Genomic DNA, 24,354 nt, shown 5'->3' on the forward strand with positions numbered 1-24,354 from the left:
GCGCGGTGCCAGCCGGCACCGCGCCTCCTGTCCTGCCCGTGGGCGCTGCTAGGACTGCTGCGCGCGCTCCAGCACCAGCTCGCGGACGCGAGCGGCGTCCGCCTGGCCGTGCATGGCCTTCATCACGGCACCGATGATGGCGCCGGCGGCCTGGACCTTGCCGTCCCGGATCTTGGCGAGGACGTCCGGCTGGGCGGCGAGCGCCTGGTCGACCGCGGCGGTGAGCGCCGAGTCGTCCGACACGACCTTGAGCCCACGCGACTCGACGACCTGCGCCGGCGATCCCTCGCCCGCGATGACGCCCTCGAGCACCTGGCGGGCCAGACGGTCGGTCAGGTCGCCGGACTCGACGAGGCCGATGAGCTCCGCCACGTGCTGCGGCGACACGAGGTCGCCGGGGGCGGCGTCCTGCGTGTTCGCGACACGGCTGATCTCACCCGTCCACCACTTGCGCGCGGCCTGCGGTGCGGCACCGGCCGCGACGGTCCCCTCGAGCTCGTCGAGGAGCCCGCCGTTCACGACGTCCTGGAACTCGAGGTCCGTGAAGCCCCAGTCGCTCTTGAGTCGACGGCGACGCGCCACCGGGGCCTCGGGCAGCGCGGCACGGAGCTCCTCGATGACGGCCGGGTCCGGCACCACCGGGAGCAGGTCGGGCTCCGGGAAGTAGCGGTAGTCGTCGGCGTCCGACTTCGGGCGGCCCGCCGAGGTCCGGCCGGTGTCCTCGTGCCAATGCCGGGTCTCCTGCGTGATCGAGCCGCCGGCGGCGAGGATCGCGGCCTGCCGCTGGATCTCGTAGCGGATGGCGCGCTCGACGGCGCGGAAGGAGTTGACGTTCTTGGTCTCGGTGCGGGTCCCGAGCTTCTCCTGACCGCGGGGACGCAGCGAGATGTTCGCGTCGCACCGGAGGTTGCCGCGCTCCATGCGGGCCTCGGAGACGCCGAGTGCCCGGACCAGGTCGCGGATGACCTGCACGTACGCCGCGCCGAGCTCGGGTGCGCGCTCCTCGGCGCCGAAGATCGGCTTCGTGACGATCTCGACGAGCGGCACGCCGGCACGGTTGTAGTCGACGAGCGAGTACTCGGCACCCTGGATGCGACCGGTGGCACCGCCGACGTGCGTCAGCTTGCCGGCGTCCTCCTCCATGTGGGCGCGCTCGATCGGCACCTGGAAGATCGTGCCGTCGGCGAGCTCGACCTCGACCTCGCCCTCGTAGGCGATCGGCTCGTCGTACTGCGAGATCTGGTAGTTCTTCGGGTTGTCCGGGTAGTAGTAGTTCTTCCGGGCGAACCGCGAGGACTCGGCGATCGAGCAGCCGAGCGCGAGCCCGAGCTGGATCGAGTAGCGCACGGCCTGGGCGTTGACGACCGGCAGCGACCCGGGCAGCCCGAGGTCGACCGGCGTCACGTTCGTGTTCGGCTCGCCGCCGAAGAAGTTCGGCGCGTCGGAGAACATCTTGGTCTTCGTCGCGAGCTCGACGTGGACCTCGAACCCGAGGACCGGCTCGTACAGCCGGAGTGCCTCGTCGAAGTCCATCAGCGCGTCCTTCTGCGCCATCAGATCACACCTTCCTGCGCAGCGGACTGCTGACTCTGGTCGAGGTCCGGGATGCTGTCGATGAGCGGGTGGCCCCACTGCTGCTCGAGCAGACGCTCGAGCGCGGCACCGTAGCGGTAGAGCCGTGCGTCCTCGCGCTGCGGCGCCATGAGCTGGACGCCCGTGGGCAGGGAGTCCTCGGGCGCGAGGCCGTTCGGGATGCTCATGCCCGGGACCCCCGCGAGGTTCGCCGGGATCGTCGTCAGGTCGTTGAGGTACATCGCCAGCGGGTCGTCGATGCGCTCACCGATCGGGAACGCGGTCGTCGGTGCCGACGGGCTGACGAGCAGGTCGACCTGCTCGAACGCGGCCTGGAAGTCGCGCTGGACGAGCGTCCGGACCTTCTGCGCGGACCCGTAGTAGGCGTCGTAGTAGCCGGCGCTCAGCGCGTAGGTGCCGAGGATGATGCGGCGCTTCACCTCGGGCCCGAAGCCGGCTTCGCGCGTCGCGGCCATGACGTCCTCGACGGTGGCGCCGTTCTCGGGCGTCACGCGGAGCCCGAAGCGGACGGAGTCGAACTTCGCGAGGTTCGACGACGCCTCGGCCGGGAGGATCAGGTAGTACGCGCTGATCGCGTAGGCGAACGAGGGGGCGTCGATCTCGACGACGACGGCACCGGCCGACTCGAGCAGGGCCACCGTCTCTTGGAAGCGCTGGGTGACACCGGCCTGGAAGCCCTCGCCACCGGCCAGCTCCTTCACCACGCCCACGCGCAGCCCGCGCAGCGTGTCGGCCTGCAGGCCTTCGCGCGCGGCGGCTGCCATCGAGGGCCAGGCGTCGGGGATGCTCGTGGAGTCCCGGGGGTCGTGCCCGCCGATCACGTCGTGCAGGAGCGCGGCGTCGAGGACGGTCCGGGACACCGGGCCGACCTGGTCGAGGCTGGACGCCAGGGCGATCGCACCGTAGCGGCTGACGCCGCCGTACGTGGGCTTCACACCGACGGTGCCGGTGACGGCACCCGGCTGACGGATCGACCCGCCGGTGTCCGAACCGAGGGCGAGCGGGGCCTCGTGCGCGGCGACCGCGGCCGCCGAACCGCCGCCGGACCCGCCGGGGATGCGGTCGAGGTCCCACGGGTTGTGCGTCGGCCCGTACGCCGAGAACTCGGTGGTCGAGCCCATCGCGAACTCGTCCATGTTGGTCTTGCCGAGCGGGACGAGACCGGCGGCACGGAGCTTCGCGACCGGGGTGGCGTCGTAGGGCGGTACCCAGCCTTCGAGGATCTTCGACCCCGAGGTCGTCGGCATGTCCTGCGTGCACAGGACGTCCTTGATCGCGATCGGCACGCCGGCGAGCGGACCGAGGTCGTCGCCGGCGGCACGGCGGGAGTCGATCGACTTCGCCGCAGCGATGGCGTTCTGGTTGACGTGCAGGAAGGCGTGGACGTCGCCGTCCACCGCCTGGATGCGGTCGAGGTGCGCCTGGGTCGCCTCGACGCTCGAGACGTCGCGCGCCACGAGGGCGTCGGCGAGCGCAGCGGCGCTCAGCTTCGTGATGTCGTCAGTCACTGGTCTTCGCCCTACTGTTCTTCGCCGAGGATGGCCGTCACGCGGAACCGTTCGCCGTCGGAGTCGGGGGCGCCCGAGAGCGCCTGCTCCTGCGTGAGGGTCTGGCCCACCACGTCGGGTCGGGTGACGTTGCCGAGCGGCACGGGGTGGCTCGTCGCCGGCACGTCCGGGGTCGCGACCTCGGTGACCTTGGCGACGCTGTCGACGATGTGCGACAGCTCCCCCGTGAGCTTCTCGATCTCTTCGGGCGTGAGTGCGATACGTGCGAGGTTCGCCAGGTGGGCGACCTGCTCGCTCGTGATGTCAGGCATGGTGCTCCGTCGATCGGTTCGTGGATTGCGCACCAGTCTATTGGAGCGTCAGTGGCCCTTCTGCTTCCCCGTCTGCTTCTGGGGAGACTGCTGCTGCCCCTGCTGCGCTGTGGACGTGGAGTCCCCCGGCGTGGAGCCGGTCGGCGTACTGGGCGACCCGTTCGCCGCCGCACCGGCCGAGGAGTCCGACGACCCGTTCGACGACGAGGTGGACGACGAGTTCGACGAGGTGTGGCTGGCCTGCCCGATCATCGCCGCGTTCGGGGTCGGCAGCGTCCCGCCACCGACGGTCTGGTCGAGGTAGGACATCATCGACCTCCCGACGCCGAACTTCGCGCTGTACCCGGTGGTCCCCTGCAGGAACGGCCAGTTCGCGAGGCTCACGCCGCCCTGCACGTTGCCGATCCACGTCGCGTTCGTGTACTTCGTGCTCGAGGTGACGAGCCAGTTCTGCACGTCGCCGTCGGTCGTCCCGGTCTTGGCGAACTTCGGGACGCTGTCACCAGGGTTCGCGCTCGCGGCCGTGCCCGAGCCCGTGAGGACGCCCTGCAGCGCGTAGTCGACCGTGCCGGCCACGTCGGCCGCGACGCCCCGTGTGCAGGACGCGGGCGTCGGGGTGATCGTCGTGCCGTCGGCCTCGGTGACCGAGTCGATCGCGGTCGGCGTGCAGACGACACCGCCGTTCGCGAAGCCCGCGTAGGCCTCGGCGAGGTCGATCGGCGACAGGTTGTTCACGCCGAGGATCGACGCCGGGGTCTGTCCGAGCGCGCCGCCGGATGCCGGGTGGATGCCCATCGCCTGGGCGACCCCGGCGATCTTGCACAGGTCGAGCTGCTTGCCCATCGCGGCGTACGCGGTGTTGATCGACTCGGACGTCGCCGCCTGCACCGTCATCGACGCGGGCACCGATTCGGCGTTCGACACCGGCCAGGTGCCGCCGCTGACGTTCTGGCAGGAGTTCGTGAACTCGGAGTTCTGGAAGGTGTGCTCCGTCGTCGACACCGACTGCGACAGCGTGTGCCCGGTCGCGAGCCACTCGGCGAGGGTGAACACCTTGTAGGTGGAGCCGGTCTGGAAGCCGCCGGAGTTGCCATAGCCGCTGTCGGCGCTGTAGTTGACGGCGGTGGAGCCGGCCGCGCCGGTGTCGCCCTGGGTGTACGCGGTGTTCTGCACCATCGACAGGATCCGACCCGTCCCCGGCTCGACCGTGACGTTCGACCCGCCGACGTCGACGCCCGCCATCGTCGACGGGACGTAGGTCGACAGGGCGGTCTGCGCCCGGGACTGCAGGTCGAGGTCGAGCGAGGTGTGGATCTCGAGGCCCTTGGTGTCGAGCGTCGCGATGCGCTCGGCGGCCGTCTTGCCGAACGCCGGGTCCTGCAGCACCTGATCGCGCACGTAGTCGCAGAAGTAGCCCGCGTCGTACCCGCTCGCGGCCGACGAGCAGCCGTTCGCCGTGGCGGTGATCTTCGGCGTGATCGGCGTCGCCTTGGCCTGGTCGAGCTGCGCCTTCGTGATGTCGTGGTGGACGTACATCCGCTGCAGGACGTAGTCGCGGCGTTCCTTGGTCGCGGCGTAACCGTTCTTCGCGCCGTTGTCCGTGTTCGTGGGCTGGTCGATGCGCAGGTTCGACGGGTTGTTCAGGATGGCGACGAGCGTGGCGGACTGCACGAGCGAGAGGTCCTTCGCGTGCACGCCGAAGTAGTACTCGGCACCGGCCTCGGCGCCGTAGACCCGGCCACCGAGCCCGACGAGGTTGAGGTACCCGGTGAGGATCTGGTCCTTCGAGTACTTCTTGTTCACGGCGATCGCGTACCGCATCTCCTGGAGCTTGCGCTGCGGCGTCACGCCGGCCGCGTCTTGGTAGCAGGCGGCGACCTTCTTCTCGGTGTCGGCCGCGTCCTTGCCGGTGAGCTCCTCGCACTGCTGCACGAGGACGTTCTTGACGTACTGCTGGGTGATGCTCGACCCGCCCTGCACGTCCCCGCCGACGACCGTCGCCGCCGCGCCCCGGAGCGTCCCGACGACGTCGATGCCGCCCTCGTCGTAGAAGCGCGGGTCCTCGGTGTCGATCGCCGCTTGCTTGAGCGACTTCGCCATCGCGTCGGACGCCACCGTGGTGCGGTTCTCGGCGTAGAACGACGCGATCTTGACCTGGTGCCCGTCCTTGGTGGCGTAGACGGACGACACCTGTTGCGGTGTCTGGATGTCGAGGTAGCTCGGCAGGTCCTCGAAGAAGGACACTGCACCGGACGTCCCCTCACCGGCGACGGCGACCGCGGGCGTGACCGCCACGGCGACGAGCATGCCGGCCAGCGCCGACATCGCCACGAACGTCAGGAGAGCACCAGGCCATCGCACCACACGCATGGGGGCACGGTACGAGGGCGGTCTGGACTGGTTCTGCCGCGGAACGAGTCCTGGCTGCGCCCGTGTTCAGGTTGCCACCCAGGATCAGTCGCGGGGCTGGAGGTCCTGTGGTCGCACGAGGTACATGTCCGGCGACGCCTGCGGCATCCCCTCACCACCGCGCTCGCCCCGACGCACCTGCTCGCGGACGAGGTCGCCCCGACCGACGGCGATGAGCGCCACGTCGTGCAGCGACGCGGTCCCCGGCTTGAGGTAGTCGTTGTGGCCGACCGGTCGACGGAAGACGTCACCGGCGTCCTGGGCGTCGACGCCACCGGTCAGGTCGAGCACGGTCGAGCCGAACCCCGCGGCTCCCGGGTCGGTGCCGAAGTACCCGGACCCGGCGACCGGGTCGCTGTGCGCGTCGCCGACGAAGACCTGTCCGCTGCCGACGGCCAGGTCGGCCGCGGAGCGGACGTCGCTCCCCGGGGACCCCAGGACGGTCAACGAGTCCGCGCGCATCCGTCCGGACGCCAGCGCCATGAGCGCGGTGGTCGACCCGTACGAGTGGGCGACGATGTTCACCCGCGGCTCGTCGCCGGCTCGGACCGCTCGGAGTCCGCCGACCGTGCGCGCGAGCCGGTCGGCACCGGTCTTCGCGAGGCCGAGGGACATGATGTTCGACAGGTCCGGCGTGCGGTAGCCCATCCAGGCCACCACGGCGACGCCGTTCCCCGACCCGGGAGCTGCCAGCCCGGCGACCGTCGCCTGTTCGGTGTACAGGTCGTTCGCGGTGTTCGTGAAGTCCGCCATCTGCCCGGTGACGGTGAAGAACATCCCGGGGACCACGACCGTCACGTCGGCGGCGCTCGCCAGGTCACCGACGGCGATGGCGGCCCGACCGGACCCCCGGGTGTCGAGCGTGATGAGGGAACGGTCCGGGGCGCCGACCTCGTGCACGAGCGCGTCGCGGACCTGGCCGAGCATGGCCTTCACGGCGGCACCGGCGGCGGCGTCGGCGAGTCCGCGGGCGAGGACGGCTCGGTTCGCGCGGTCGCGTTCGGCGTACGGCACGCCGTCGAGGTTGCCGATGACGGACGGTGCGCAGGAGGTCAGCGCCTCGCGCTCGTCGTCGTCGAGTCCCGACCACCAGGCGGCCACCTCGGCGGCGGTCGGCGGGTCGTCCTCGGCGGTCGCGAGCACGCGCCGGTCGCGATCGGCCCGGAACAGGTCCGCACGGTCGAGCGAGGACAGGTCGTCGAGGAACGCCCGACCGTGGTCGACGGTGACGTCGCCCGGCGCGGACGTCGTGCCGGCCACCGAGACCGGCGCGGACATCGTGCCGGTCACCGAGACCGACGCGGACGTCGTGCCGGCCACCGAGACCGGCGCGGACGTCGTGCCGGCCACCGAGACCGACGCGGCGAGATGTACCCCGGTCATGACCGGTCGGGGTACTGAGGGTCCTTCAGGGACCTCGGCGACGGCGTGCACGACGGCAACCGACTGGACGGCGGGCACGACCGGGGCCTCGACCACTCCGAATGAGTGCATCGAGGCGGTGAGCAGAGCCGCGGCGATGAGCAGCATTCGGGTCTCCCCCGGGAAGGCCGTCCCGTCGCCTCCCTGCAGACGACGAGTGATGCTCCGTCAAGTGTATGGAGAATACCCGTCCGAGGGACGTGCGCGATGCAACTTGCCCCCTGAACTGGGTGCAGGACATGGCGCGCCGCGGTCGCCGGACAGTGCCCGGTCGTGCTCCTGAGCGGAACTCAGCCCTCGGTGCCGCCCTCGGCCTCGTCGTCTACCGCGTCGCCGAGCGCCGCCGGCCCCTCGGTGACGAGCACCCGGAACTGCTCGGCGTCGATGATCCGGACGCCGAGCTGCTCGGCCTTCGTGAGCTTCGAGCCGGCTCCGGGACCCGCCGCGACGAAGTCCGTCTTCTTGCTCACGCTCGAGGCGGCCTTCCCACCGGCGGCGATGATCGCTTCCTGCGCACCTTCCCTGCTGTACCCCTCGAGGGACCCGGTCGCGACCACCGTGAGCCCGCTGAGCACACCACCCTCGACGGCCGCGGCGCCGGGCCCGGGGTGGCCGGGTGTCGTGAACTGCACGCCGGCCGCCGTCCAGCGGTCGATGATCTCGCGGTGCCAGTCGACCTCGAACCAGTCGAGCAGCGCGTCCGCGATGATGCCGCCGACACCGTCCACCGCGGCGAGTTCCTCGCGCGAGGCAGACCGGATGGCGTCGAGGGAGCCGAAGTGGTTCGCGAGCGCGCGCGCCGCCACCGGACCGACGTGCCGGATGCTCAGGCCGACCATGATCCGCCAGAGCGGCTTGGTCTTCGCGGCGTCGATGTTCGCGAGCATCTCGAACGCGTTCTTCGACGGGTACCGGCTCGGTTCGCCCGTGTAGTCCGCTCCGCGTGCGTCGGGGTCGAACGGCGGATCGGTCTTCTTGCGCGCCCGGCTGAACGGGGTGACCCGCTTCGGCGCACCGTCGTCGGTGGTCTTCTCCATGCCGGTCTCGGCGTCGCGCACGATGACCTCGATCGGGACGATGTCCTCCATCGTCAGATCGAACAGCCCGGCCTCGGTCTCGAGCGGCGGCTGCTCCGGGTGCAGGGGCTGCGTCAGGGCGGCCGCGGCGACCTCGCCCAGCCCCTCGATGTCGAGCGACCCGCGCGAGGCGATGTGCTCGACGCGGCCGCGCACCTGCGCCGGGCAGCTCTTCGCGTTCGGGCAGCGGAGGTCGATGTCGCCCTCCTTCGCCGGGGCGAGGGGCGTGCCGCACTCGGGGCAGTTCGTCGGCATCACGAACTCACGCTCGCTGCCGTCCCGGAGCTCGACGACCGGCCCGAGCACCTCGGGGATGACGTCGCCGGCCTTGCGCAGCACGACGGTGTCCCCGATGAGGACGCCCTTCGCCTTGACGACCTGCTGGTTGTGCAGCGTGGCCTGACGGACGACCGAGCCCGCGACCTCGGCCGGGGCCATCACCGCGAACGGTGTCGCGCGACCGGTCCGGCCGACGCTGACGACCACGTCGAGGAGGGTCGTGTGGACCTCTTCCGGCGGGTACTTGTACGCGATCGCCCAGCGAGGTGCGCGCGAGGTCGACCCGAGTTCCTCGTGCAGGGCGAGGTCGTCGACCTTGATCACGATGCCGTCGATCTGGTGCTCGACCGAGGCACGTCGCTCGCCGTAGTCCTTGACGAAGGCCAGCACCTCGTCGATGGAGTCGAAGACCCGGTAGTGGGAACTCGTCGGCAGGCCCCACGTCGCGAGGAGCTCGTAGACCTCGGACTGTGCGCGGACGTCGGTGTCCCGCTCGAGTTCGGGGACGGGCCAGGCCCCGATGCCGTGCACGAGCATGCGGAGGCGGCGCAGCCGGTCGACCATGAGTTCGCGCTTCGCCTCGGACTTGCCGTCTTCCTTCTGGCGGAGGGACCCGGCGGCGGCGTTCCGCGGGTTGGCGAACAGCCGCTCGCCCGCGTCGCGCTGCCTGGCGTTGAGTTCGTCGAACTGCTCGACCGGGAAGAAGATCTCGCCACGGACCTCGACGATCGGCGGGTGGCCGGAGCCGGACAGCCGGTCCGGGATGGTGCCCATCGTGCGGACGTTGCCGGTGACGTCCTCGCCGACGACGCCGTCGCCGCGGGTCGCGGCCGAGACGAGCCGACCGTTCTCGTACCGCAGGTTGATCGCGAGCCCGTCGATCTTCAGCTCGGTGAGGAAGCGGACGCGCTCGGCGCCGGCGTCGCGCTGCACCTTCACCGCCCAGTCGACGAGTTCGTCGGGGCTGAACACGTTGTCGAGGCTGAGCATGCGCTCGGCGTGCTCGACCGGCGCGAACTGCACGGTCTGCGCCTGCCCACCGACGGTCTGCGTTGGGCTGTCGTCCGTCAGCAGCTCCGGGAAGCGCCGCTCGATCGCGTCGAGTCGGTGGACGAGCGCGTCGTAGTCGCCATCCGCGACCGTCGAGCCGTTCTCGTCGTAGTAGGCGTGCCGCAGGTCGTTGATCAGGGACCGCAGCCGGTCGACCTCGCGCTGCGCCTGCGCCGCGTCGAGTGCGGCGGGGTCGATCGTCTCGAACGTCGAGTCCGCGGGCGTCGTGTCGCTCATGCCTCCAGTTCTACCGGCAACCACCGACCGGACGCGCAGCGACCGGTCGGCCGGGAGCGTCGAGCGCTCAGACGGTGGCCGGGACCGCCGAGACCGTGGCGTCGATCGTGCACTGTCCGAGCACCCGCGTGCCGACGTAGACCACCGCGGTCTGCCCCGGCGCGACGCCCGAGAGCGGCTCGTCGACGTCGATGACCAGCTGGCCGTCGGCCACCCGCGCGGTGGCCGGCACCGGGTCGGCGTGCGCCCGGATCTGCACGTCGCACGCGAACGGCACGGCGGGGTCGGCCGGTGCCGTGCCCGCCCAGGTGAAGCGCGACCCGGACATCGAGGTCACGTCGAGCGCCTCCTTCGGGCCGACCACGACGGTGTTCTCCTTCGGGCGGATCTCGAGCACGAACCGGGGCTTGCCGTCCGGTGCTGGCCGTCCGAGGTGCAGGCCCCGACGCTGTCCGACGGTGTAGCCGGTCGCACCCTCGTGCGCGCCGACGACCGTGCCGTCGCGCTCGACGACGTCGCCCGGCGCGGTGCCGACGCGGTCCGCCAGCCAGCCGCGGGTGTCGCCGTCGGGGATGAAGCAGATGTCGTAGGAGTCGGGCTTCTGCGCCACGGTGAGGCCTCGCGCTGCTGCCTCGGCTCGGACCTCGTCCTTCGAGGGCGTCGCGCCGAGCGGGAACATCGCGTGCTGGAGCTGCTCCGCAGTGAGGACGCCGAGGACGTACGACTGGTCCTTCGCCCACGCCGCCGAACGGTGCAGCTCGCGCGACCCGTCCGGACCGGTGACGATCGAGGCGTAGTGCCCGGTGCAGACGGCGTCGAACCCGAGGGCGAGCGCCTTCTCGAGCAGCGCCGCGAACTTGATCCGCTCGTTGCACCGCATGCAGGGGTTCGGCGTGCGACCGGCCTGGTACTCGGCCACGAAGTCGTCGACGACGTCCTCCTTGAACCGGGCCGAGAAGTCCCACACGTAGTACGGGATGCCGAGCGCGGACGCGGCGCGCTGGGCGTCCATCGAGTCCTCGATCGTGCAGCACCCGCGGCTGCCGGTGCGGAGGGTCCCGGGCATGCGACTCAGCGCGAGGTGCACGCCGACCACGTCGTGCCCGGCGTCGACGGCCCGTGCCGCGGCCACCGCCGAGTCGACCCCACCGCTCATCGCCGCCAGAACTCGCATGCCTCCAGGGTAACCCGCCGCCGAAGCGGTACCGCGGGCGTACCGTTGCACGAGCGATGACCTCCGAGACCCCTGCCTTCGACTTCCGGTCGGTCCTGCTGTCCGGGTTCCTGCCCGCCGCGCTCTTCGCGATCGGCGAGGGCGCGATCATCCCGATCATCCCGATCGCCGCGGACTCCCTCGGCGCGAGCCTCGCGTTCGCGGGCTTCGTCGCGGCCCTGATCCTCGTCGGCGAGCTCATCGGCGACGTCCCGTCGGGCGTCGTCGTCGCCCGGATCGGTGAGCGCAACGCCATGATCGGCGCCGCCGTGGTGTCCGTCGTCGGCCTCCTGGTCTGCACGATCGCGCCGAACCCGTGGGTCCTCGCCCTCGGGGTGTTCCTCGTCGGTGTCTCCACCGCGGTCTTCGCGCTCGCCCGGCACGCGTACATGACCAGCGCGATCCCGCTGCACATCCGGGCCCGGGCGCTGTCGAGCCTCGGCGGGGTGTTCCGCTTCGGGTACTTCGTCGGCCCGTTCATCGCCGCCGGTGTCGTGCACCTGACGGGCACCACGCAGAGCGCGTTCTGGATCCACATCGTCTGCTGCCTGCTGGCGGCGCTGACGCTCGTCGTCCTGCGCGACCCGGCGACGGGCGCACGCGGCTTCCGGAGGCCGAGCCGCGCCTCCCGGCCCGCGACGGACGACGCGAGCGACGGGACCGTCGCGACCACCGCCGACACGACCGGCCGACCGGCCGCGACCGAGCCGCCGACCGACACCGGGGCGCAGTTCGTCCAGGAGGAAGCGCACGGCCTCTTCCGCACCATCCGCGCGAACCGGGCCGTCCTCCTCCGACTCGGCAGCGGCGCCGGCCTGATCGGCGCGCTCCGCGCCGGCCGCCAGGTCATCCTGCCGCTCTGGGCGGTCAGCGTCGGGCTCGACGACTCCACCGCGGCCCTCGTCATCGGCATCGCCGGCGCCGTCGACTTCGCGCTGTTCTACACGAGCGGGCAGATCATGGACCGGTGGGGACGGCTCGCGAGCGCCCTGCCCTGCATGGTCGGCCTGAGCATCAGCTACTTCCTGCTCGCCTGGTCCGGACACCTCGACGCCCGCGTCGCTTGGTTCGTCGCGATCGCGATGGGGATGTCGCTCGCGAACGGCGTCGGGTCCGGCATCCTCATGACGCTCGGCGCGGACCTCGCGCCCCGGGACCACCCGGCACCCTTCCTCGGCGCCTGGCGGTTCACCGGGGACTTCGGGCAGGCCGCTGCGCCGCTCCTCATCTCCGGCGTCACCGCCGTCGCGTCGATCGCCGTCGCGAGCGGGGTGATGGGCGTCCTCGGCCTCGTGGGTGCCGGCATCCTGCTGCGGTACGTGCCGCGGTACCTCCCCCGGACGCTGCGCTGACGCTCCGGCGTCCGCCGGCGGGTCCAGGAGGCGCGGCTCGCTCCCGGCACGCCAGTCGCCCTCGGTAGACTGCCGCTGCTCGCGGGAGTGGTGGAATCGGTAGACACGCAGGATTTAGGTTCCTGTGCCCCTGGCGTGAGGGTTCGAGTCCCTCCTTCCGCACCAGAGGTTGCGTCCTCACGCATCTCATACCACCGAGGGACGTTGCCGTCATCCGCGGACGGTACCCTCGTCCTGCGGGACGACTCCCCGTGCCCCGCCTCCACGACCGGAAGAACCATGCACTCCGTCGCACTCGCCCTGATCCCCTGGCTGGATCCGCAGTACATCCTCGACAACTTCGGGGCCATCGCCGTGTTCGTGGTGTGCGCCATCATCTTCGCCGAGACCGGGCTGCTGGTCGGCTTCATCTTCCCGGGCGACAGCCTCCTCGTGATCACCGGCCTCTTCGCCTTCGACCGCGGCGGCGAGATCGGCGGCATCCCGGTCTGGGTCGCGGCGCTGATGATCGCTGCCTCGGCGTTCCTCGGCGGCGAGCTCGGCTACTACATCGGCAAGAAGGCCGGGCCCCCGATCTTCGAGCGCAAGGAGAGCGGGCTCTTCTCGAAGGCCAACGTCGACCGCACGAACGCGTTCTTCCACCGCTTCGGACCGCTCGCCGTGATCCTCGCCCGCTTCGTCCCGGTCGTGCGCACCTTCCTGCCGATCGCCGCCGGTGTCGGCCGGATGAACTACAAGAAGTACTCGCTGTACAACGCGATCGGCGCCGTCATCTGGGGCGTCGGTGTGACGTTCCTCGGGTACTTCATCGGGCACATCCCGTTCGTCGCGCACATCGTCCGCGAGTACATCGACATCATCCTGCTCGCGGCCGTCGTCGTGACGGTGGTGCCGATGGCGCTGACCTACGTGCGGAACGCACGCAAGGCCAAGCGCGACGAGGCCGCGGCCGAGGCGGGGACCGAACCGCAGCGCTGACGGTCCCGTCCTGCCGGACAGGAGGCGCGGTGCCGGCTGGCACCGCGCCTCCTGTCCGTCCGCTTCGTCGCTTCGCCGCTTCGCCGCTGGGTCGGCGCTTCGCCGCCGAGCGGGCGAAATACGTCAGCCTCGGCGCGTCCAGTCGACACGTTCCGCCCGCTCGCCGGCGCGCGTGCGGCGTGTCCTGCCCGCTCGACGCCGGCCCGGTCCGGCGTCGGCCCCGTCGCCGCAGCCGCCGGGTCACCGCTTCGCCGCCGGGCGGGCGAAATACGTCACCCTCGGCGCGTCCAGTCGACACATTCCGCCCGCTCGCCGGCGCGCGTACGGCGTGTCCTGCCCGCTCGACGCCGGCCCGGTCCGGCGTCGGCCCCGTCGATTTCGCCGCGCGGTCGCGCGGGCGCTTCGCACAACCAAAGACACCCGGAACCACGTCACGACGTGGTTCCGGGTGCCGTTGGTTGTGCGCCGTCGCCGGCGCGCGTGACCGTCAGACGCCGAAGTGTTCCCGCACCACGGGCGCGATCCCGCGGAACGCCTTGCTGCGGTGCGAGAGCGCGTTCTTCTCCTCGCGCGTGAGCTCCGCCGACGACCGGTCGGAGTCGTCGGACCGGAACACCGGGTCGTACCCGTGCCCGCCAGTCCCGGTCGGCTCGGTCAGCACCTCGCCGTTCCACACCGCCTCGACCACGTGCTCCTCGCCCTCGGGCGTGACGAACGCCGCTGCGCAGACGAAGGCCGCGGTCCGCTCCAGCACGCCCTCGAGGTTCCGCAGCAGCAGCGCGATGTTGTCCGCATCGACCCGGGTGCCGGCGTAGCGCGCCGAGTGGATGCCGGGCGCACCGCCGAGCGCGTCCACGGCGATGCCGGAGTCGTCGGCGAGCGCCGGGAGGCCCGTGTGCGCGACCGCTGCGCGTGCCTTGATGAGGGCGTTGGCGGCGTAGGTGTCGCCGTCCTCGACCGGCTCCGGGCCGTCGTAGCCGACGAGCTCGACACCCTCGCCCAACGCCGAGCCGAGGATCTCGCGCAGTTCGACGACCTTGCCCTGGTTGTGCGTCGCGAGGACGACGGTCCCGGTCACAGTCCGAGCACCTCGCGCTGGATGGCCGCGAGGGACTGGTTGCCGGCGAGCCCGAGGTCGAGCAGCGTGTTGAGCTCGTCGCGGTCGAACGGCGCGTGCTCGGCCGTGCCCTGCACCTCGATGAACTTCCCCGACCCGGTGGTGACGATGTTCATGTCGGTGTCGGCGGCGGAGTCCTCGGTGTACGCGAGGTCGAGCATCGGCTCGCCCTTGACGATCCCGACGGAGATGGCCTGCACGCTGTCGAGCAGCGGGGTCGCCTTCTTCCCGACGAAGCCGCGCTCGCGGCCCCACTCGATCGCGTCGACCATGGCGACGTACGCGCCGGTGATCGACGCCGTGCGGGTACCGCCATCGGCCTGCAGCACGTCGCAGTCGATGACGAGGGTGTTCTCGCCGAGGCCCTTGGTGTCGACGACGGCACGCAGGGAGCGTCCGATGAGGCGCGAGATCTCGTGCGTGCGACCGCCGACCTTGCCCTTGATCGACTCGCGCTGCATGCGCTCGTTCGTCGAGCGGGGCAGCATCGAGTACTCGGCGGTGACCCAGCCGGTGCCCTTGCCGGCGAGCCAGCGCGGGACGCCGTTCGTGAAGGACGCGGTGCAGAGCACCTTGGTGTTGCCGAAGGAGATGAGCGCGCTGCCCTCGGCCTGCGTGCTCCACCCCCGCTCGATCGTGACGGGACGGTGGTCGGTCGCGGTGCGGCCGTCGATGCGGAGCGTGTCGGTCATGGGGTCCTTTCGATGCGGGGCAGCGTGATGGCCCCGGTCTGGAGGTGGCCGACGCTGGAGACCTCGGGGCCGAGGAAGCGTCGGGCGAGTCGGATGAAGCCGTTCTTGTCGTCGCCGGTCGCCTCGAACGAGTAGGTCGGCGGCTCGGTGGTGGTGCGTTCGAGTCCGTGTTCGACGAGTCGGCGGTACACGTCGTTGGCGGTCTCCTCGGCGCTGGAGACGAGCGTCACGTCCGGACCCATCACGTACTGGATCGCTGCGAACATGAGCGGGTAGTGGGTGCAGCCGAGCACGAGCGTGTCGACGTCTGCAGCCCGGATCGGTGCGAGGTAGCCCGCTGCGACCTCGCGGAGTGCCGGGGAGGAGGTGTCCCCGGCCTCGACGAACTCGACGAACCGCGGGCAGGCGGCGAGGCTGAGCGTGATGTCCGAGGCGACCGCGAAGGCGTCCTCGTAGGAGCGCGAGGCGATGGTGCCGACCGTGCCGATCACACCGATGCGTCCGGTGCGGGTCTGCTTCACGGCGGCGCGTGCGGCGGGCTGGATGACCTCGACGACGGGGATGCCGTACGCCTGCTCGTACCGTTCGCGGGCATCCCGGAGCACGGCGGAGGACGCGGTGTTGCACGCGATCACGAGCGCCTTCACCCCCTGCTCGACGAGGTCGTCCATCACCTCGAGCGCGTAGCGGCGGACGTCCGCGATCGGCTTCGGACCGTACGGCGAGTGCACGGTGTCGCCCACGTACCGGATGCTCTCGCGCGGCAGCTGGTCGATGATGGCGCGGGCCACCGTGAGCCCGCCGACCCCGCTGTCGAAGACTCCGATCGGTGCATCCGTCACGACACCAGCGTACCGACGCGCGGCCCCGCCCTCCCCGCCCGCTCCGCGAGCGGGCGGAACGCGCACCGCTCGGCGCCCGAGCGGGACACACTTCGCCCGCTCGCCCCGCAGCACCCGCCGGTCCCCCGCGAGCGGGCGGAATCCGCACCGCTCGGCACCCGAGCGGGACACACTCTGCCCGCTCGCCCCGCCGCACCCTCCGGACCGCCTGGAGGCGCGACCTACCCCCGCCAGGCCGAGCCGCGCCTCCAGGCCGTCACCTCCACCCCCGCACCCGGCCACCCCGCGAGCGGGCGGAATCCGCACCGCTCGGCACCCGAACGGGACACAATTCGCCCGCTCGCGAGCCCGGTCGCGCGCCCGCTCGCGCCGCTGCACCCGCCGCACCCGCCCCGGCGGCCGGGGGGCGCCGCCGCGCGGACCGCACCTCGGAGGCCGCGCGACACTAGTGTCGGAGAGGTGACCAGCGCGCTCCTGACGGACCAGTACGAACTCACCATGGTCGACGCAGCCCTCAAGGACGGCACGGCCGACCGCCGCTGCGTGTTCGAGGTCTTCGCGCGCCGACTGCCCGACGGACGCCGCTACGGGGTGGCCGCGGGCCTCGGCCGGTTCCTCACCGCGCTGACCGACTTCCGGTTCGGCGACGAGGAGATCGCCTTCCTGCGCGACCGCGGAGTCATCGACGCCGGGACGGCCGCGTACCTCGCCGACTACCGGTTCACGGGCGACATCCGCGCCTACCGCGAGGGCGAGGTGTTCTTCCCGAACTCCCCCGTCCTGCAGATCGAGGGCACCTTCGCCGAGGCGGTGGTCCTCGAGACCCTCGCACTCAGCATCTTCAACGCGGACAGCGCGATCGCGAGTGCGGCGGCACGCATGGTCTCGGCGGCCGACGGACGCCCGCTCGCCGAGATGGGGTCGCGACGCACGGGTGAGTGGAACGCGGTCGCCGCCGCCCGGGCCGCGTACATCGCGGGCTTCGGGGCGACGAGCAACCTCGAGGCCGGGCGCACCTGGGGCATCCCGACGATGGGCACCGCGGCGCACGCGTTCACGCTCCTGCACGACACCGAGGAGGACGCCTTCCGCTCGCAGATCGACGCGCTCGGGACCGGCACGACGCTCCTCGTCGACACGTACGACATCGAGGCCGCGGTCGACACCGCGGTCCGGCTCACCGACGGCAAGCTCGGAGCGGTCCGCATCGACAGCGGCGACCTGCCGTCCGTCGTGGCCTCGGTCCGTGCGCAGCTCGACCGGCTCGGCGCGACCGAGACGAAGATCACCGTCACGAACGACCTCGACGAGTACACGATCGCGGCACTCCGCGCGGCCCCGGTGGACTCCTACGGCGTCGGGACCTCGGTAGTGTCCGGCTCGGGGCACCCGGCCGCCGGCATGGTGTTCAAGCTCGTCGCACACCGCGACGCGAGCCACCGCGACGCGAGCGAGGGCGGAACCGGAGGCGACTGGGTCCCGGTCGCGAAGAAGTCGGCCGAGAAGGCCACGGTCGGCGGCCGCAAGCAGGCCGGTCGCCGGCTCCGGAACGGCATCGCCACCGCCGAGGTCGTGCTCACCTCGGGGCAGGTGGGCCCGGACGAGCGCCCGTTGCTCGTCCCGGTGGTGACCAACGGCGAGGTGGACCCGGCGTTCCTCGGCGTGCAGGGCGTCGAGGCGGCCCGCGCGCACCACAAGATGGCGAAGGCCGAGCTGCCCGCCGACGCGTCCCGCATCGGTCGGGGCGACCCGGCCATCCCCACACTCGTCATCTGAGCGTCGGCGTCACTCCGCTTTCATCTTCTCGTAGATCGCCTTGCAGTCGGGGCAGACCGGGAACTTCTCGGGGTCGCGCCCGGGGATCCACTTCTTCCCGCACAGGGCCTTGACGGGCTTGCCGGTCAGGGCCGACTGCAGGATCTTGTCCTTCTTGACGTAGTGCGAGAAGCGCTCGTGGTCGCCGGGCTCGATCGCCTCTTCCTCGAGGAGCTTCTCGAGCTCACGGTCCATCACGTCGAGGCCGCCACCGGGTTCCGTCATGCTCATGGCTCCAGGGTACGACGACCACGCGCGCGCCGCGACGGCGGCGGGCGGACGACCCGGGTGACCCCGTGATGGACGGGAGGCGCGGTGCGGGGCCGACCCGCGCCTCCAGACCGTCAGGCGGTCACCTCCGGGACGCGACCCGGCTCAGTTGCGCTGCGCCGCGGCGAGCAGGTCCGGTCCGTGGCGGTCGAAGAGCCGGCCGCCGACCGCGACGCCGGCCGCGAGGACGACCACGCCGACCAGGACCCCGACGACCAGGGTGGCCATCCCCCACGGCTCCGGGCCGTCGACGAACGCGAGCACCGCGAGCCACGCTGCGGGGACCGAGCAGACCAGGATCCCGAGCACCATCGACGACTGCGCGACCGAGGCGAGCACCCCGGCGGCCTGGGGCTGCTGGAAGGGGTGGTCACCGGGACGGACCGTCGGGTACGGCAGCACGACCGACACGACGCTCGACAGTCCGAGGCCGGACAGGAGCGCACTGGCACTCACGCCGATCAGCAGTGGGAACGCCGTCCAGTCGCCGAACAGCCACGCCGAGACCCACGAGCCCGCGACGAGCGCGGGGATGCCGACGGCCAGCACGGGCACGAGGCGACCCAGCCGGTCGCTCCACCCGGGTGCCCCCGAGGCGACGTGCAGCCACACCGCCGTGTTGTCGTACGAGACGTCGTTGTGCGGCAGGAACCCGGCGATGAGCGCCATCAGCGGCAGCGGCACGAGCGCGGTCCAGTGCCACGGCACGCCGGCCACCCCGAGCGGGATGACGACGATCGGGACGAAGACGATGATCAGGTACGAGGCGCGGTAGCGCGGGTCCCGGCCCCAGTAGGTGAGTGCCCTGGCCGCGACCGCGCCGACGGGCGTGGAGCCGAGCGTGTCGAACCAGCCGAGTCCCCGGTAGCGACGGGTCCGAGCCCGGCCGTCGACCGTCTCGAGCGCCCGTCCCACCAGCGCCCACCAGGCGAGTCCGAGCAGTGCGACGACGACGACCGCGATGAGGAGCTTGACGATCCCCTCGCCCACGCGCCCGCTCGCGACGTCGGCCGGGACCGCCCACGCGGCGCCCCACGGCGTCCACCCGGCGACGTCGGCGACCCGCTGCGTCTCGGCGCCGGTCGGGTCGAGCCAGTCGACCCGCAGCAGGAGTGACACGGCCGGGATCGCCAGGACGACGATGACCAGGGCGACGAACCAGCCGGCGTCGCGGGAGCGGTGCGCACCGATCAGGGACGCCCCGACCGCGCTGCCGACGCGGATGAGCAGGGCGCAGGTGACGATCGCGAGCAGGGCCGCGACGACGCCGAGGACGCCCACGGCGCCGCCCCGCATCCACGTGACCGACTGCGCGACCGCGACGATCGCGACCGAGACCACCGGCACGCCGATGAGCCCGGCGACCCCGAGCCCGACGGCCAGCTCGCGACGGTCGATGCCGAAGACGGTGAACCGCCTCGGGTCGAACTGGTCGCCACGTCCGACGACGATCGGGACGACGGTGAACGCGAAGGCGATGAGGGCGCCGACCGGGACGACCACGGAACGTGCGACCTCGGGCGCGGCGTCACGGAGCCCGGCGACCTCGATCGCGACGAGCACCGCGGCGACGAGGCCGGCGAGACTGCCGAGCACGACCAGCACGGAGCGTCGCGCGCTGCCGCGGACCGAGCCCGCGAGCAGGTCCGCCCTCAGCCGGAGAAGCTGTGCAACCATTCCATGCTCTCTGCCACGACGCGGCCGCCCGCGAGTTCGACGAACTTGTCCTCGAGGCTCTTGCGCCCGCGGACCTGCGCCATCGTGCCGGACGCGAGGACCTTGCCGCCGACGATGATGGCGACCGAGTCGCACGTCCGCTGGACGAGCTCCATCGAGTGGCTGGAGAGCACCACCGTGCCGCCCCCACGCGTGTAGCGACGGAGGATCTCGGTGATGGTCGCGGCGCTCACCGGGTCGACGGACTCGAACGGCTCGTCGAGCACCAGGACCCGGGGCGAGTGGATGAGCGTGGCGGCGAGGGCGATCTTCTTCGCCATGCCGACCGAGTAGTCGGCGACCTGTCGGCCGAGCGCCTCGCCGAGACCGAACGCCTCGGCCAGGTCGCTGCTGCGCTTCCGCGCGGTCGCGCCGTCGAGCCCGCGGAGGGTCGCCGAGTAGTAGAGGAGCTGCGCGCCGGTCAGCCGGTCGAACAGCCGCAGGCGGTCCGGCAGGACGCCGAGGTCGCGCTTGGCGGCGGTCGGGTCGGCCCAGACGTCGTGGTCGAGCACCGTCACGCTGCCCGCGTCGGGACGCAGGAGTCCGGTGACCATCGACAGCGTGGTCGTCTTGCCGGCGCCGTTCGGGCCGACGACGCCGAAGATCGAGCCCTGGCGGATCTCGAGGTCGACCTCGTCGACGGCGAGCGTCTGCCCGTACCGCCTCACGAGCCCGGAGGCGCGGAGGACGACGGGCTGCTGGGGCTGCTTGGTCGTGGGAGCGGGGCGCTTGGTCCCGCTCGGGCGCTTCTTGGCGGGCTTGGTGCCGGTCGCGGACGCGCCCGTCGTCGGCGTGTCCGTCGCGGTCGCGCCGTCGGTCGCGGATGCGGCCGTCGCCGGCGCGTCCGCGGGTGCGTCCGTCGCGGGTGCGTCCGTCGCGGGTGCACCGGTCGCGGGTGCGTCCGTCGCGGTGGTCCCGTCCGTCGCGGCGGTCCCGTCGGTCGCGGCGGTCCCGTCGGTCACGGCGGTCCCGTCCGTCGCGGCGGTGCCGTCGGTCGCGCGGCCGGGAGGCACGGTGCCGGTCTTCCCCGCCGCCTGCGTCGGGCGGGTGGCGCGTCCCTTGCCGCCGCGCGCCTTGGCAGGGCGGCTCGTGGTCGTCGGGGCGACCGCCTGCGCGGCGACCCGGTCCCCGTCCGTCTCCGTCGTGTCGGTGGCCGTCGTGTCGTCGGTCATCGCGTCCTCAGCGGAGGCGTCGTGCGCATCCCCGTCCCCCATGTCGTCGTCCGCGACGTCGTCCGTCGCGGTGGCGTCGTCGTCCTCGGTGGCCGCGTCGTCCGGGTCAGCGGTGTCGTCCGCGTCGGCGTCGTCCGCGTCGGCGGCGTCCGCTTCCGCTTCCTCGGTCAGCCAGGCGGCGTCCGACGTGGCGTACACGTCGTCGTCTTCCCCTGCTGCTGCGGCCACCGCCCCACCGTACCAACGCTCACCCGGCTGCGGGGGACGCCCGGGGCGCGCTGTCCCGAATCCCCGGTGCCGGGTCACGAATTGAGCACGAAGCGCCCGGAGCTGTACCCCGTCGGCGGGTCGTTCCGTATCATTCACCGAGGCACGACGAAGTGTTCACCACTTGGAAACCTGCCCCGGCCGGCCTTCCCATGACGATCCCTCCCTGCGAATGCGCGCAGAGACGGCGGTCCTCTCGGGCAGATCGAACCTTGCGGGGGCAGACTCGACGAGGCCCGCCCGTGCCCCAGGGCGCGCGGGCGGACACCAGAAGGGACCAGCATGACCACGCAGATCGTCATCCTCGCAGCAGGGATGGGCAGCCGCCTCGGGCGCAGCCTGCCGAAGCCGCTGACCGAACTGAGCGACGGCCGCACCATCATGCAGCAGCAGTTCGACAACATCCGCGCCGCGTTCGGCTCGAGCGCTCGCGTCACGATCGTCGTCGGCTACAAGTCGGAGTACATCGTCGAGGCGTTCCCCGAGGCGAACTTCGTCTACAACGAGTCGTACGACTCCACGAACACCTCGAAGAGCCTGCTCCGTGCGCTCAAGGCCACGGGCAAGGGCGGCGTGCTGTGGATGAACGGTGACGTCGTCTTCGACCCCCGTGCGCTCGTCCGTGCCGCCGACATGATCGACGAGGACCGCTCGTTCGTCAGCGTCAACACCGACAAGGTCTCCGACGAAGAGGTCAAGTACACGGTCGACGCCGAGGGCTTCATCCACAAGCTGTCGAAGCAGGTCGTGGGCGGGCTCGGCGAGGCCGTCGGCATCAACTACGTGTCCTCGTCCGACAAGCAGGCGCTCATCCGCCAGCTCGGCCGCGTCGATGACCAGGAGTACTTCGAGGGCGGCATCGAGGCTGCCATCGCAGAGGACGGGCTACTCTGGAGCCCGATCGACATCTCCGACCTCTACGCCGTCGAGATCGACTTCGCCGAGGACCTCGAGCGCGCGAACAACCTGTTCGCCTGAACCAGCGTCAGGACCCCCTCGGCGGTTCCGCCCGAAGGGATACCGTGACCACAGCGAGCGCGCCGACCGCGACCCCGACCGCCACACCGATGGCGTCCCGGAGCGCGGCTCGGCGCTATCGCCATGCCCTGTGGTTGTTGACGGCACGTGACCTCCGGGTCCGGTACTCGACCTCGGCGCTCGGCTACCTCTGGTCGATCCTCGACCCGCTCGTGATGTCGGCGATCTACTGGTTCGTCTTCACCCAGGTGTTCCACCGGGGCAAGGTGGGTGAAGAGCCGTACATCGTGTTCCTGCTGTCGGCCCTGCTGCCGTGGATGTGGTTCACCGGCGCGGTGTCCGACTCCACTCGCGCGTTCGTGAGCGAGACGAAGCTCATCCGCTCGACGACCATCCCGCGGAGCATCTGGGTGGCCCGCGTGAACGCCTCGAAGGGCATCGAGTTCCTGCTGAGCCTGCCCGTGCTCGCCGTCTTCGCGATCGCCACCGGGGCCCACCTGCACTGGCAGGTCGCGCTCTACCCGCTCGCGATCGTGCTGCAGGCCGCGCTGGTGTACGGCATCGGCCTGATCGTGGCGCCGCTCGTGGTCTTCTTCCGCGACCTCGAACGCGCCGTGAAGCTCATCCTGCGGTTCTTCTTCTACGCGTCACCGATCATCTACAGCACGACGGCGCTGCCCGATCGACTGCACGACATCGCCGCGTTCAACCCGCTGAGCGGCATCTTCGGCATCTACCGGTCCGCCTTCTTCCCGTCCCAGCTCGACTGGTTCGAGATCGCCGTCTCCGCCGTGGTCACCGTCGTCGTCCTCGCGATCGGGCTCGTCGTGTTCCGCCGCAGCGAGCACCGCGTCCTGAAGGAGCTGTGATGACCGCCACCCAGCAGACCACCCGCAGCCAGGCGGTCGCCCCCGTGATCTCCGTGCGTGACGCCGGCATCCGGTTCAAGCGCAACCGTCGGGCGAGCCGCAGCTTCAAGGACCTGTTCGCCGGCAGCAATCGCCGCAAGCGCGCGGACGAGTTCTGGGCGCTCCGGGGCGTGTCGTTCGACGTCCGCCCGGGCGAGGCGATCGGGGTCGTCGGGCGGAACGGACAGGGGAAGTCGACGCTGCTGAAGCTGGTCGCGCAGGTCATGCTCCCCGACGAGGGTCGGGTCCAGGTCGGTGCCGGAGTGGCCCCGCTGATCGAGATCACCGGCGGCTTCGTCGGGGACCTCTCGGTGCGCGACAACGTCTACCTCACCGCCGGCCTGCACGGGATGTCCCGGGCCGAGATCCGTGACGCCTTCGACGAGATCATCGAGTTCGCCGAGATCGGCGACTTCGTGGACACCCCGTACAAGCACCTCTCCAGCGGCATGAAGGTGCGCATCGCGTTCGCGGTCATCTCGCGGCTCGACGAACCGGTGATCCTGGTCGACGAGGTGCTGGCGGTCGGTGACAAGGGGTTCCGCGAGAAGTGCTACAAGCGGATCGAGGAGCTCCTCGCCGGTGGTCGCACGCTGTTCTTCGTCTCGCACAGCGACAAGGACCTGCGCCGCTTCTGCGATCGCGGGCTCTACCTCGACAAGGGCCGCCTGCAGTTCGACGGCACGATCGAGGAAGCGTTGCAGCGGTACTCGGCCGACTACACCGTCTGACGACCTCACCCGTCCACAACCTGGGTCCCCCGCACCGCTCTCCACAGCGATCGCTCCCCCACGCCGAACCGGCCACCCGACGTCAGACCCTCACCCTACGGTGACGGCATGCACCACCCGACACCGGCGTACGCCGTCCCGTTCTCGATCGACCGTTCCCGAGCGCCCCACCGCTACGATCTGCTGAACGTCGGGGACGAACCCGTCGACGGCATCACCCTGACCCACCTCGGCAACGGCTACTCGCCGCCCCTGGCCGTGCACCGGCTCGAGCCCGGCCGGTCCCTCTCGATGGCCGTCTTCGGCGCCGACCCCGAGGACACCGGCGTCGTGATCGTCCGCTGGCGTCGTCCGGACCGCTCCGAGTACGTCTGGCGGATGTCCCTGGTGGGTGACGCCCGTGCGGCGTGACGCCCCG

20 protein-coding genes and 1 tRNA gene are annotated in these 24,354 nt (G+C 71.4%); 8 read left to right on the plus strand and 13 right to left on the minus strand.

Annotation, left to right across the window (positions count from 1 at the left end):
* Positions 1-48 precede the first annotated feature (48 nt).
* The 7 genes from gatB to mnmA all read right to left on the minus strand — a co-directional run bounded on the left by gatB (position 49) and on the right by mnmA (position 11,059).
* Complete coding sequence (gene gatB / locus ACIQUC_RS05920) at positions 49-1,554, minus strand: Asp-tRNA(Asn)/Glu-tRNA(Gln) amidotransferase subunit GatB (RefSeq protein WP_402264367.1); 1,506 nt, start codon at positions 1,552-1,554, stop codon at positions 49-51.
* Positions 1,554-3,101: an Asp-tRNA(Asn)/Glu-tRNA(Gln) amidotransferase subunit GatA gene (gene gatA / locus ACIQUC_RS05925; RefSeq protein ID WP_402264370.1), complete on the minus strand. Its 1,548-nt coding sequence runs from the start codon at positions 3,099-3,101 to the stop codon at positions 1,554-1,556. Before gatA ends, gatB begins: the two co-directional genes overlap by 1 nt.
* Before the next feature lie 11 nt (positions 3,102-3,112).
* On the minus strand, positions 3,113-3,412 hold the full coding sequence (gene gatC / locus ACIQUC_RS05930) for an Asp-tRNA(Asn)/Glu-tRNA(Gln) amidotransferase subunit GatC (protein WP_022907359.1): 300 nt from the start codon (positions 3,410-3,412) through the stop codon (positions 3,113-3,115).
* Positions 3,413-3,460: 48 nt separating this feature from the next.
* Positions 3,461-5,782 (minus strand): transglycosylase domain-containing protein, encoded by a 2,322-nt coding sequence (locus ACIQUC_RS05935; RefSeq protein ID WP_402264375.1) that lies wholly within the window; start codon positions 5,780-5,782, stop codon positions 3,461-3,463.
* A gap of 84 nt (positions 5,783-5,866) precedes the next feature.
* On the minus strand, positions 5,867-7,351 hold the full coding sequence (locus tag ACIQUC_RS05940) for an alpha/beta hydrolase (RefSeq protein ID WP_402264378.1): 1,485 nt from the start codon (positions 7,349-7,351) through the stop codon (positions 5,867-5,869).
* A 182-nt stretch (positions 7,352-7,533) separates the two neighbouring features.
* A complete protein-coding gene (gene ligA / locus ACIQUC_RS05945) occupies positions 7,534-9,885 on the minus strand; it encodes an NAD-dependent DNA ligase LigA (RefSeq protein WP_402264381.1) in 2,352 nt (783 codons plus the stop codon).
* Positions 9,886-9,952: 67 nt separating this feature from the next.
* Complete coding sequence (gene mnmA, locus ACIQUC_RS05950) at positions 9,953-11,059, minus strand: tRNA 2-thiouridine(34) synthase MnmA (protein ID WP_402264384.1); 1,107 nt, start codon at positions 11,057-11,059, stop codon at positions 9,953-9,955.
* A 56-nt stretch (positions 11,060-11,115) separates the two neighbouring features.
* Here mnmA and ACIQUC_RS05955 point away from each other — a divergent pair, with 56 nt between their 5' ends.
* From ACIQUC_RS05955 to ACIQUC_RS05965, 3 genes are all read left to right on the plus strand, one after another.
* The gene (locus ACIQUC_RS05955; RefSeq protein ID WP_402264386.1) at positions 11,116-12,450 is read left to right on the plus strand and encodes an MFS transporter; all 1,335 of its coding nucleotides are present in this window, start codon (positions 11,116-11,118) and stop codon (positions 12,448-12,450) included.
* Between the two features lie 81 nt (positions 12,451-12,531).
* Positions 12,532-12,615, plus strand: a tRNA-Leu gene (locus tag ACIQUC_RS05960).
* A 114-nt stretch (positions 12,616-12,729) separates the two neighbouring features.
* Complete coding sequence (locus ACIQUC_RS05965) at positions 12,730-13,428, plus strand: DedA family protein (RefSeq protein ID WP_402264389.1); 699 nt, start codon at positions 12,730-12,732, stop codon at positions 13,426-13,428.
* A 487-nt stretch (positions 13,429-13,915) separates the two neighbouring features.
* On the opposite strand, the gene rdgB is transcribed toward ACIQUC_RS05965, so the two are convergent.
* From rdgB to murI, 3 genes are read right to left on the minus strand one after another with little or no spacing between them, the layout of a single operon-like run.
* Positions 13,916-14,506: an RdgB/HAM1 family non-canonical purine NTP pyrophosphatase gene (rdgB, locus tag ACIQUC_RS05970; RefSeq protein ID WP_402264392.1), complete on the minus strand. Its 591-nt coding sequence runs from the start codon at positions 14,504-14,506 to the stop codon at positions 13,916-13,918.
* The gene (rph, locus tag ACIQUC_RS05975) at positions 14,503-15,237 is read right to left on the minus strand and encodes a ribonuclease PH (protein WP_402264395.1); all 735 of its coding nucleotides are present in this window, start codon (positions 15,235-15,237) and stop codon (positions 14,503-14,505) included. Before rph ends, rdgB begins: the two co-directional genes overlap by 4 nt.
* Entirely contained in the window at positions 15,234-16,079 is an 846-nt protein-coding gene (gene murI, locus ACIQUC_RS05980) for a glutamate racemase (protein ID WP_402264398.1), read from the minus strand. Before murI ends, rph begins: the two co-directional genes overlap by 4 nt.
* Positions 16,080-16,538: 459 nt before the next feature.
* On the opposite strand from murI, the gene ACIQUC_RS05985 reads away from it, so the two are divergent.
* Positions 16,539-17,855: a nicotinate phosphoribosyltransferase gene (locus ACIQUC_RS05985; RefSeq protein ID WP_402264401.1), complete on the plus strand. Its 1,317-nt coding sequence runs from the start codon at positions 16,539-16,541 to the stop codon at positions 17,853-17,855.
* Between the two features lie 9 nt (positions 17,856-17,864).
* Here the strand turns inward: ACIQUC_RS05985 and ACIQUC_RS05990 are convergent, their stop codons facing one another.
* The 3 genes from ACIQUC_RS05990 to ACIQUC_RS06000 all read right to left on the minus strand — a co-directional run bounded on the left by ACIQUC_RS05990 (position 17,865) and on the right by ACIQUC_RS06000 (position 21,280).
* Positions 17,865-18,125: a DUF3039 domain-containing protein gene (locus ACIQUC_RS05990; RefSeq protein ID WP_092384164.1), complete on the minus strand. Its 261-nt coding sequence runs from the start codon at positions 18,123-18,125 to the stop codon at positions 17,865-17,867.
* A 144-nt stretch (positions 18,126-18,269) separates the two neighbouring features.
* The gene (locus ACIQUC_RS05995; RefSeq protein ID WP_402264404.1) at positions 18,270-19,841 is read right to left on the minus strand and encodes an ABC transporter permease; all 1,572 of its coding nucleotides are present in this window, start codon (positions 19,839-19,841) and stop codon (positions 18,270-18,272) included.
* Complete coding sequence (locus tag ACIQUC_RS06000; protein WP_402264407.1) at positions 19,817-21,280, minus strand: ATP-binding cassette domain-containing protein; 1,464 nt, start codon at positions 21,278-21,280, stop codon at positions 19,817-19,819. The genes ACIQUC_RS05995 and ACIQUC_RS06000 overlap by 25 nt, the downstream gene beginning before the upstream one ends.
* Before the next feature lie 321 nt (positions 21,281-21,601).
* Between ACIQUC_RS06000 and ACIQUC_RS06005 the strand changes: the two genes are divergently transcribed.
* The 4 genes from ACIQUC_RS06005 (at position 21,602) to ACIQUC_RS06020 (ending at position 24,347) form a co-directional block, all read left to right on the plus strand.
* Positions 21,602-22,297 carry an NTP transferase domain-containing protein gene (locus ACIQUC_RS06005; protein ID WP_022907220.1) on the plus strand — a complete coding sequence of 232 codons (696 nt, stop codon included), beginning with the start codon at positions 21,602-21,604 and terminating at the stop codon, positions 22,295-22,297.
* An 89-nt stretch (positions 22,298-22,386) separates the two neighbouring features.
* Positions 22,387-23,166 carry an ABC transporter permease gene (locus ACIQUC_RS06010; RefSeq protein ID WP_402265682.1) on the plus strand — a complete coding sequence of 260 codons (780 nt, stop codon included), beginning with the start codon at positions 22,387-22,389 and terminating at the stop codon, positions 23,164-23,166.
* On the plus strand, positions 23,166-23,936 hold the full coding sequence (locus ACIQUC_RS06015; RefSeq protein WP_022907222.1) for an ABC transporter ATP-binding protein: 771 nt from the start codon (positions 23,166-23,168) through the stop codon (positions 23,934-23,936). Before ACIQUC_RS06010 ends, ACIQUC_RS06015 begins: the two co-directional genes overlap by 1 nt.
* A gap of 108 nt (positions 23,937-24,044) precedes the next feature.
* Complete coding sequence (locus ACIQUC_RS06020) at positions 24,045-24,347, plus strand: hypothetical protein (protein WP_402264410.1); 303 nt, start codon at positions 24,045-24,047, stop codon at positions 24,345-24,347.
* Positions 24,348-24,354 lie beyond the last annotated feature (7 nt).

Source organism: Curtobacterium sp. NPDC098951 (assembly GCF_044759965.1).
Taxonomy (GTDB): domain Bacteria; phylum Actinomycetota; class Actinomycetes; order Actinomycetales; family Microbacteriaceae; genus Curtobacterium.

Excerpts from the sequence above, each read along its gene's own strand:
- gatB (WP_402264367.1), bottom strand. The coding sequence starts at position 1,554 with ATGGCGCAGAAGGACGCGCTGATGGACTTCGACGAGGCACTCCGGCTG.
- gatC (WP_022907359.1), bottom strand. The coding sequence starts at position 3,412 with ATGCCTGACATCACGAGCGAGCAGGTCGCCCACCTGGCGAACCTCGCA.
- ACIQUC_RS05935 (WP_402264375.1), bottom strand. The coding sequence starts at position 5,782 with ATGCGTGTGGTGCGATGGCCTGGTGCTCTCCTGACGTTCGTGGCGATG.
- ACIQUC_RS05940 (WP_402264378.1), bottom strand. The coding sequence starts at position 7,351 with ATGCTGCTCATCGCCGCGGCTCTGCTCACCGCCTCGATGCACTCATTC.
- ligA (WP_402264381.1), bottom strand. The coding sequence starts at position 9,885 with ATGAGCGACACGACGCCCGCGGACTCGACGTTCGAGACGATCGACCCC.
- mnmA (WP_402264384.1), bottom strand. The coding sequence starts at position 11,059 with ATGCGAGTTCTGGCGGCGATGAGCGGTGGGGTCGACTCGGCGGTGGCC.
- ACIQUC_RS05955 (WP_402264386.1), top strand. The coding sequence starts at position 11,116 with ATGACCTCCGAGACCCCTGCCTTCGACTTCCGGTCGGTCCTGCTGTCC.
- ACIQUC_RS05965 (WP_402264389.1), top strand. The coding sequence starts at position 12,730 with ATGCACTCCGTCGCACTCGCCCTGATCCCCTGGCTGGATCCGCAGTAC.
- rph (WP_402264395.1), bottom strand. The coding sequence starts at position 15,237 with ATGACCGACACGCTCCGCATCGACGGCCGCACCGCGACCGACCACCGT.
- ACIQUC_RS05990 (WP_092384164.1), bottom strand. The coding sequence starts at position 18,125 with ATGAGCATGACGGAACCCGGTGGCGGCCTCGACGTGATGGACCGTGAG.
- ACIQUC_RS05995 (WP_402264404.1), bottom strand. The coding sequence starts at position 19,841 with ATGGTTGCACAGCTTCTCCGGCTGAGGGCGGACCTGCTCGCGGGCTCG.
- ACIQUC_RS06005 (WP_022907220.1), top strand. The coding sequence starts at position 21,602 with ATGACCACGCAGATCGTCATCCTCGCAGCAGGGATGGGCAGCCGCCTC.
- ACIQUC_RS06010 (WP_402265682.1), top strand. The coding sequence starts at position 22,387 with ATGGCGTCCCGGAGCGCGGCTCGGCGCTATCGCCATGCCCTGTGGTTG.
- ACIQUC_RS06015 (WP_022907222.1), top strand. The coding sequence starts at position 23,166 with ATGACCGCCACCCAGCAGACCACCCGCAGCCAGGCGGTCGCCCCCGTG.
- ACIQUC_RS06020 (WP_402264410.1), top strand. The coding sequence starts at position 24,045 with ATGCACCACCCGACACCGGCGTACGCCGTCCCGTTCTCGATCGACCGT.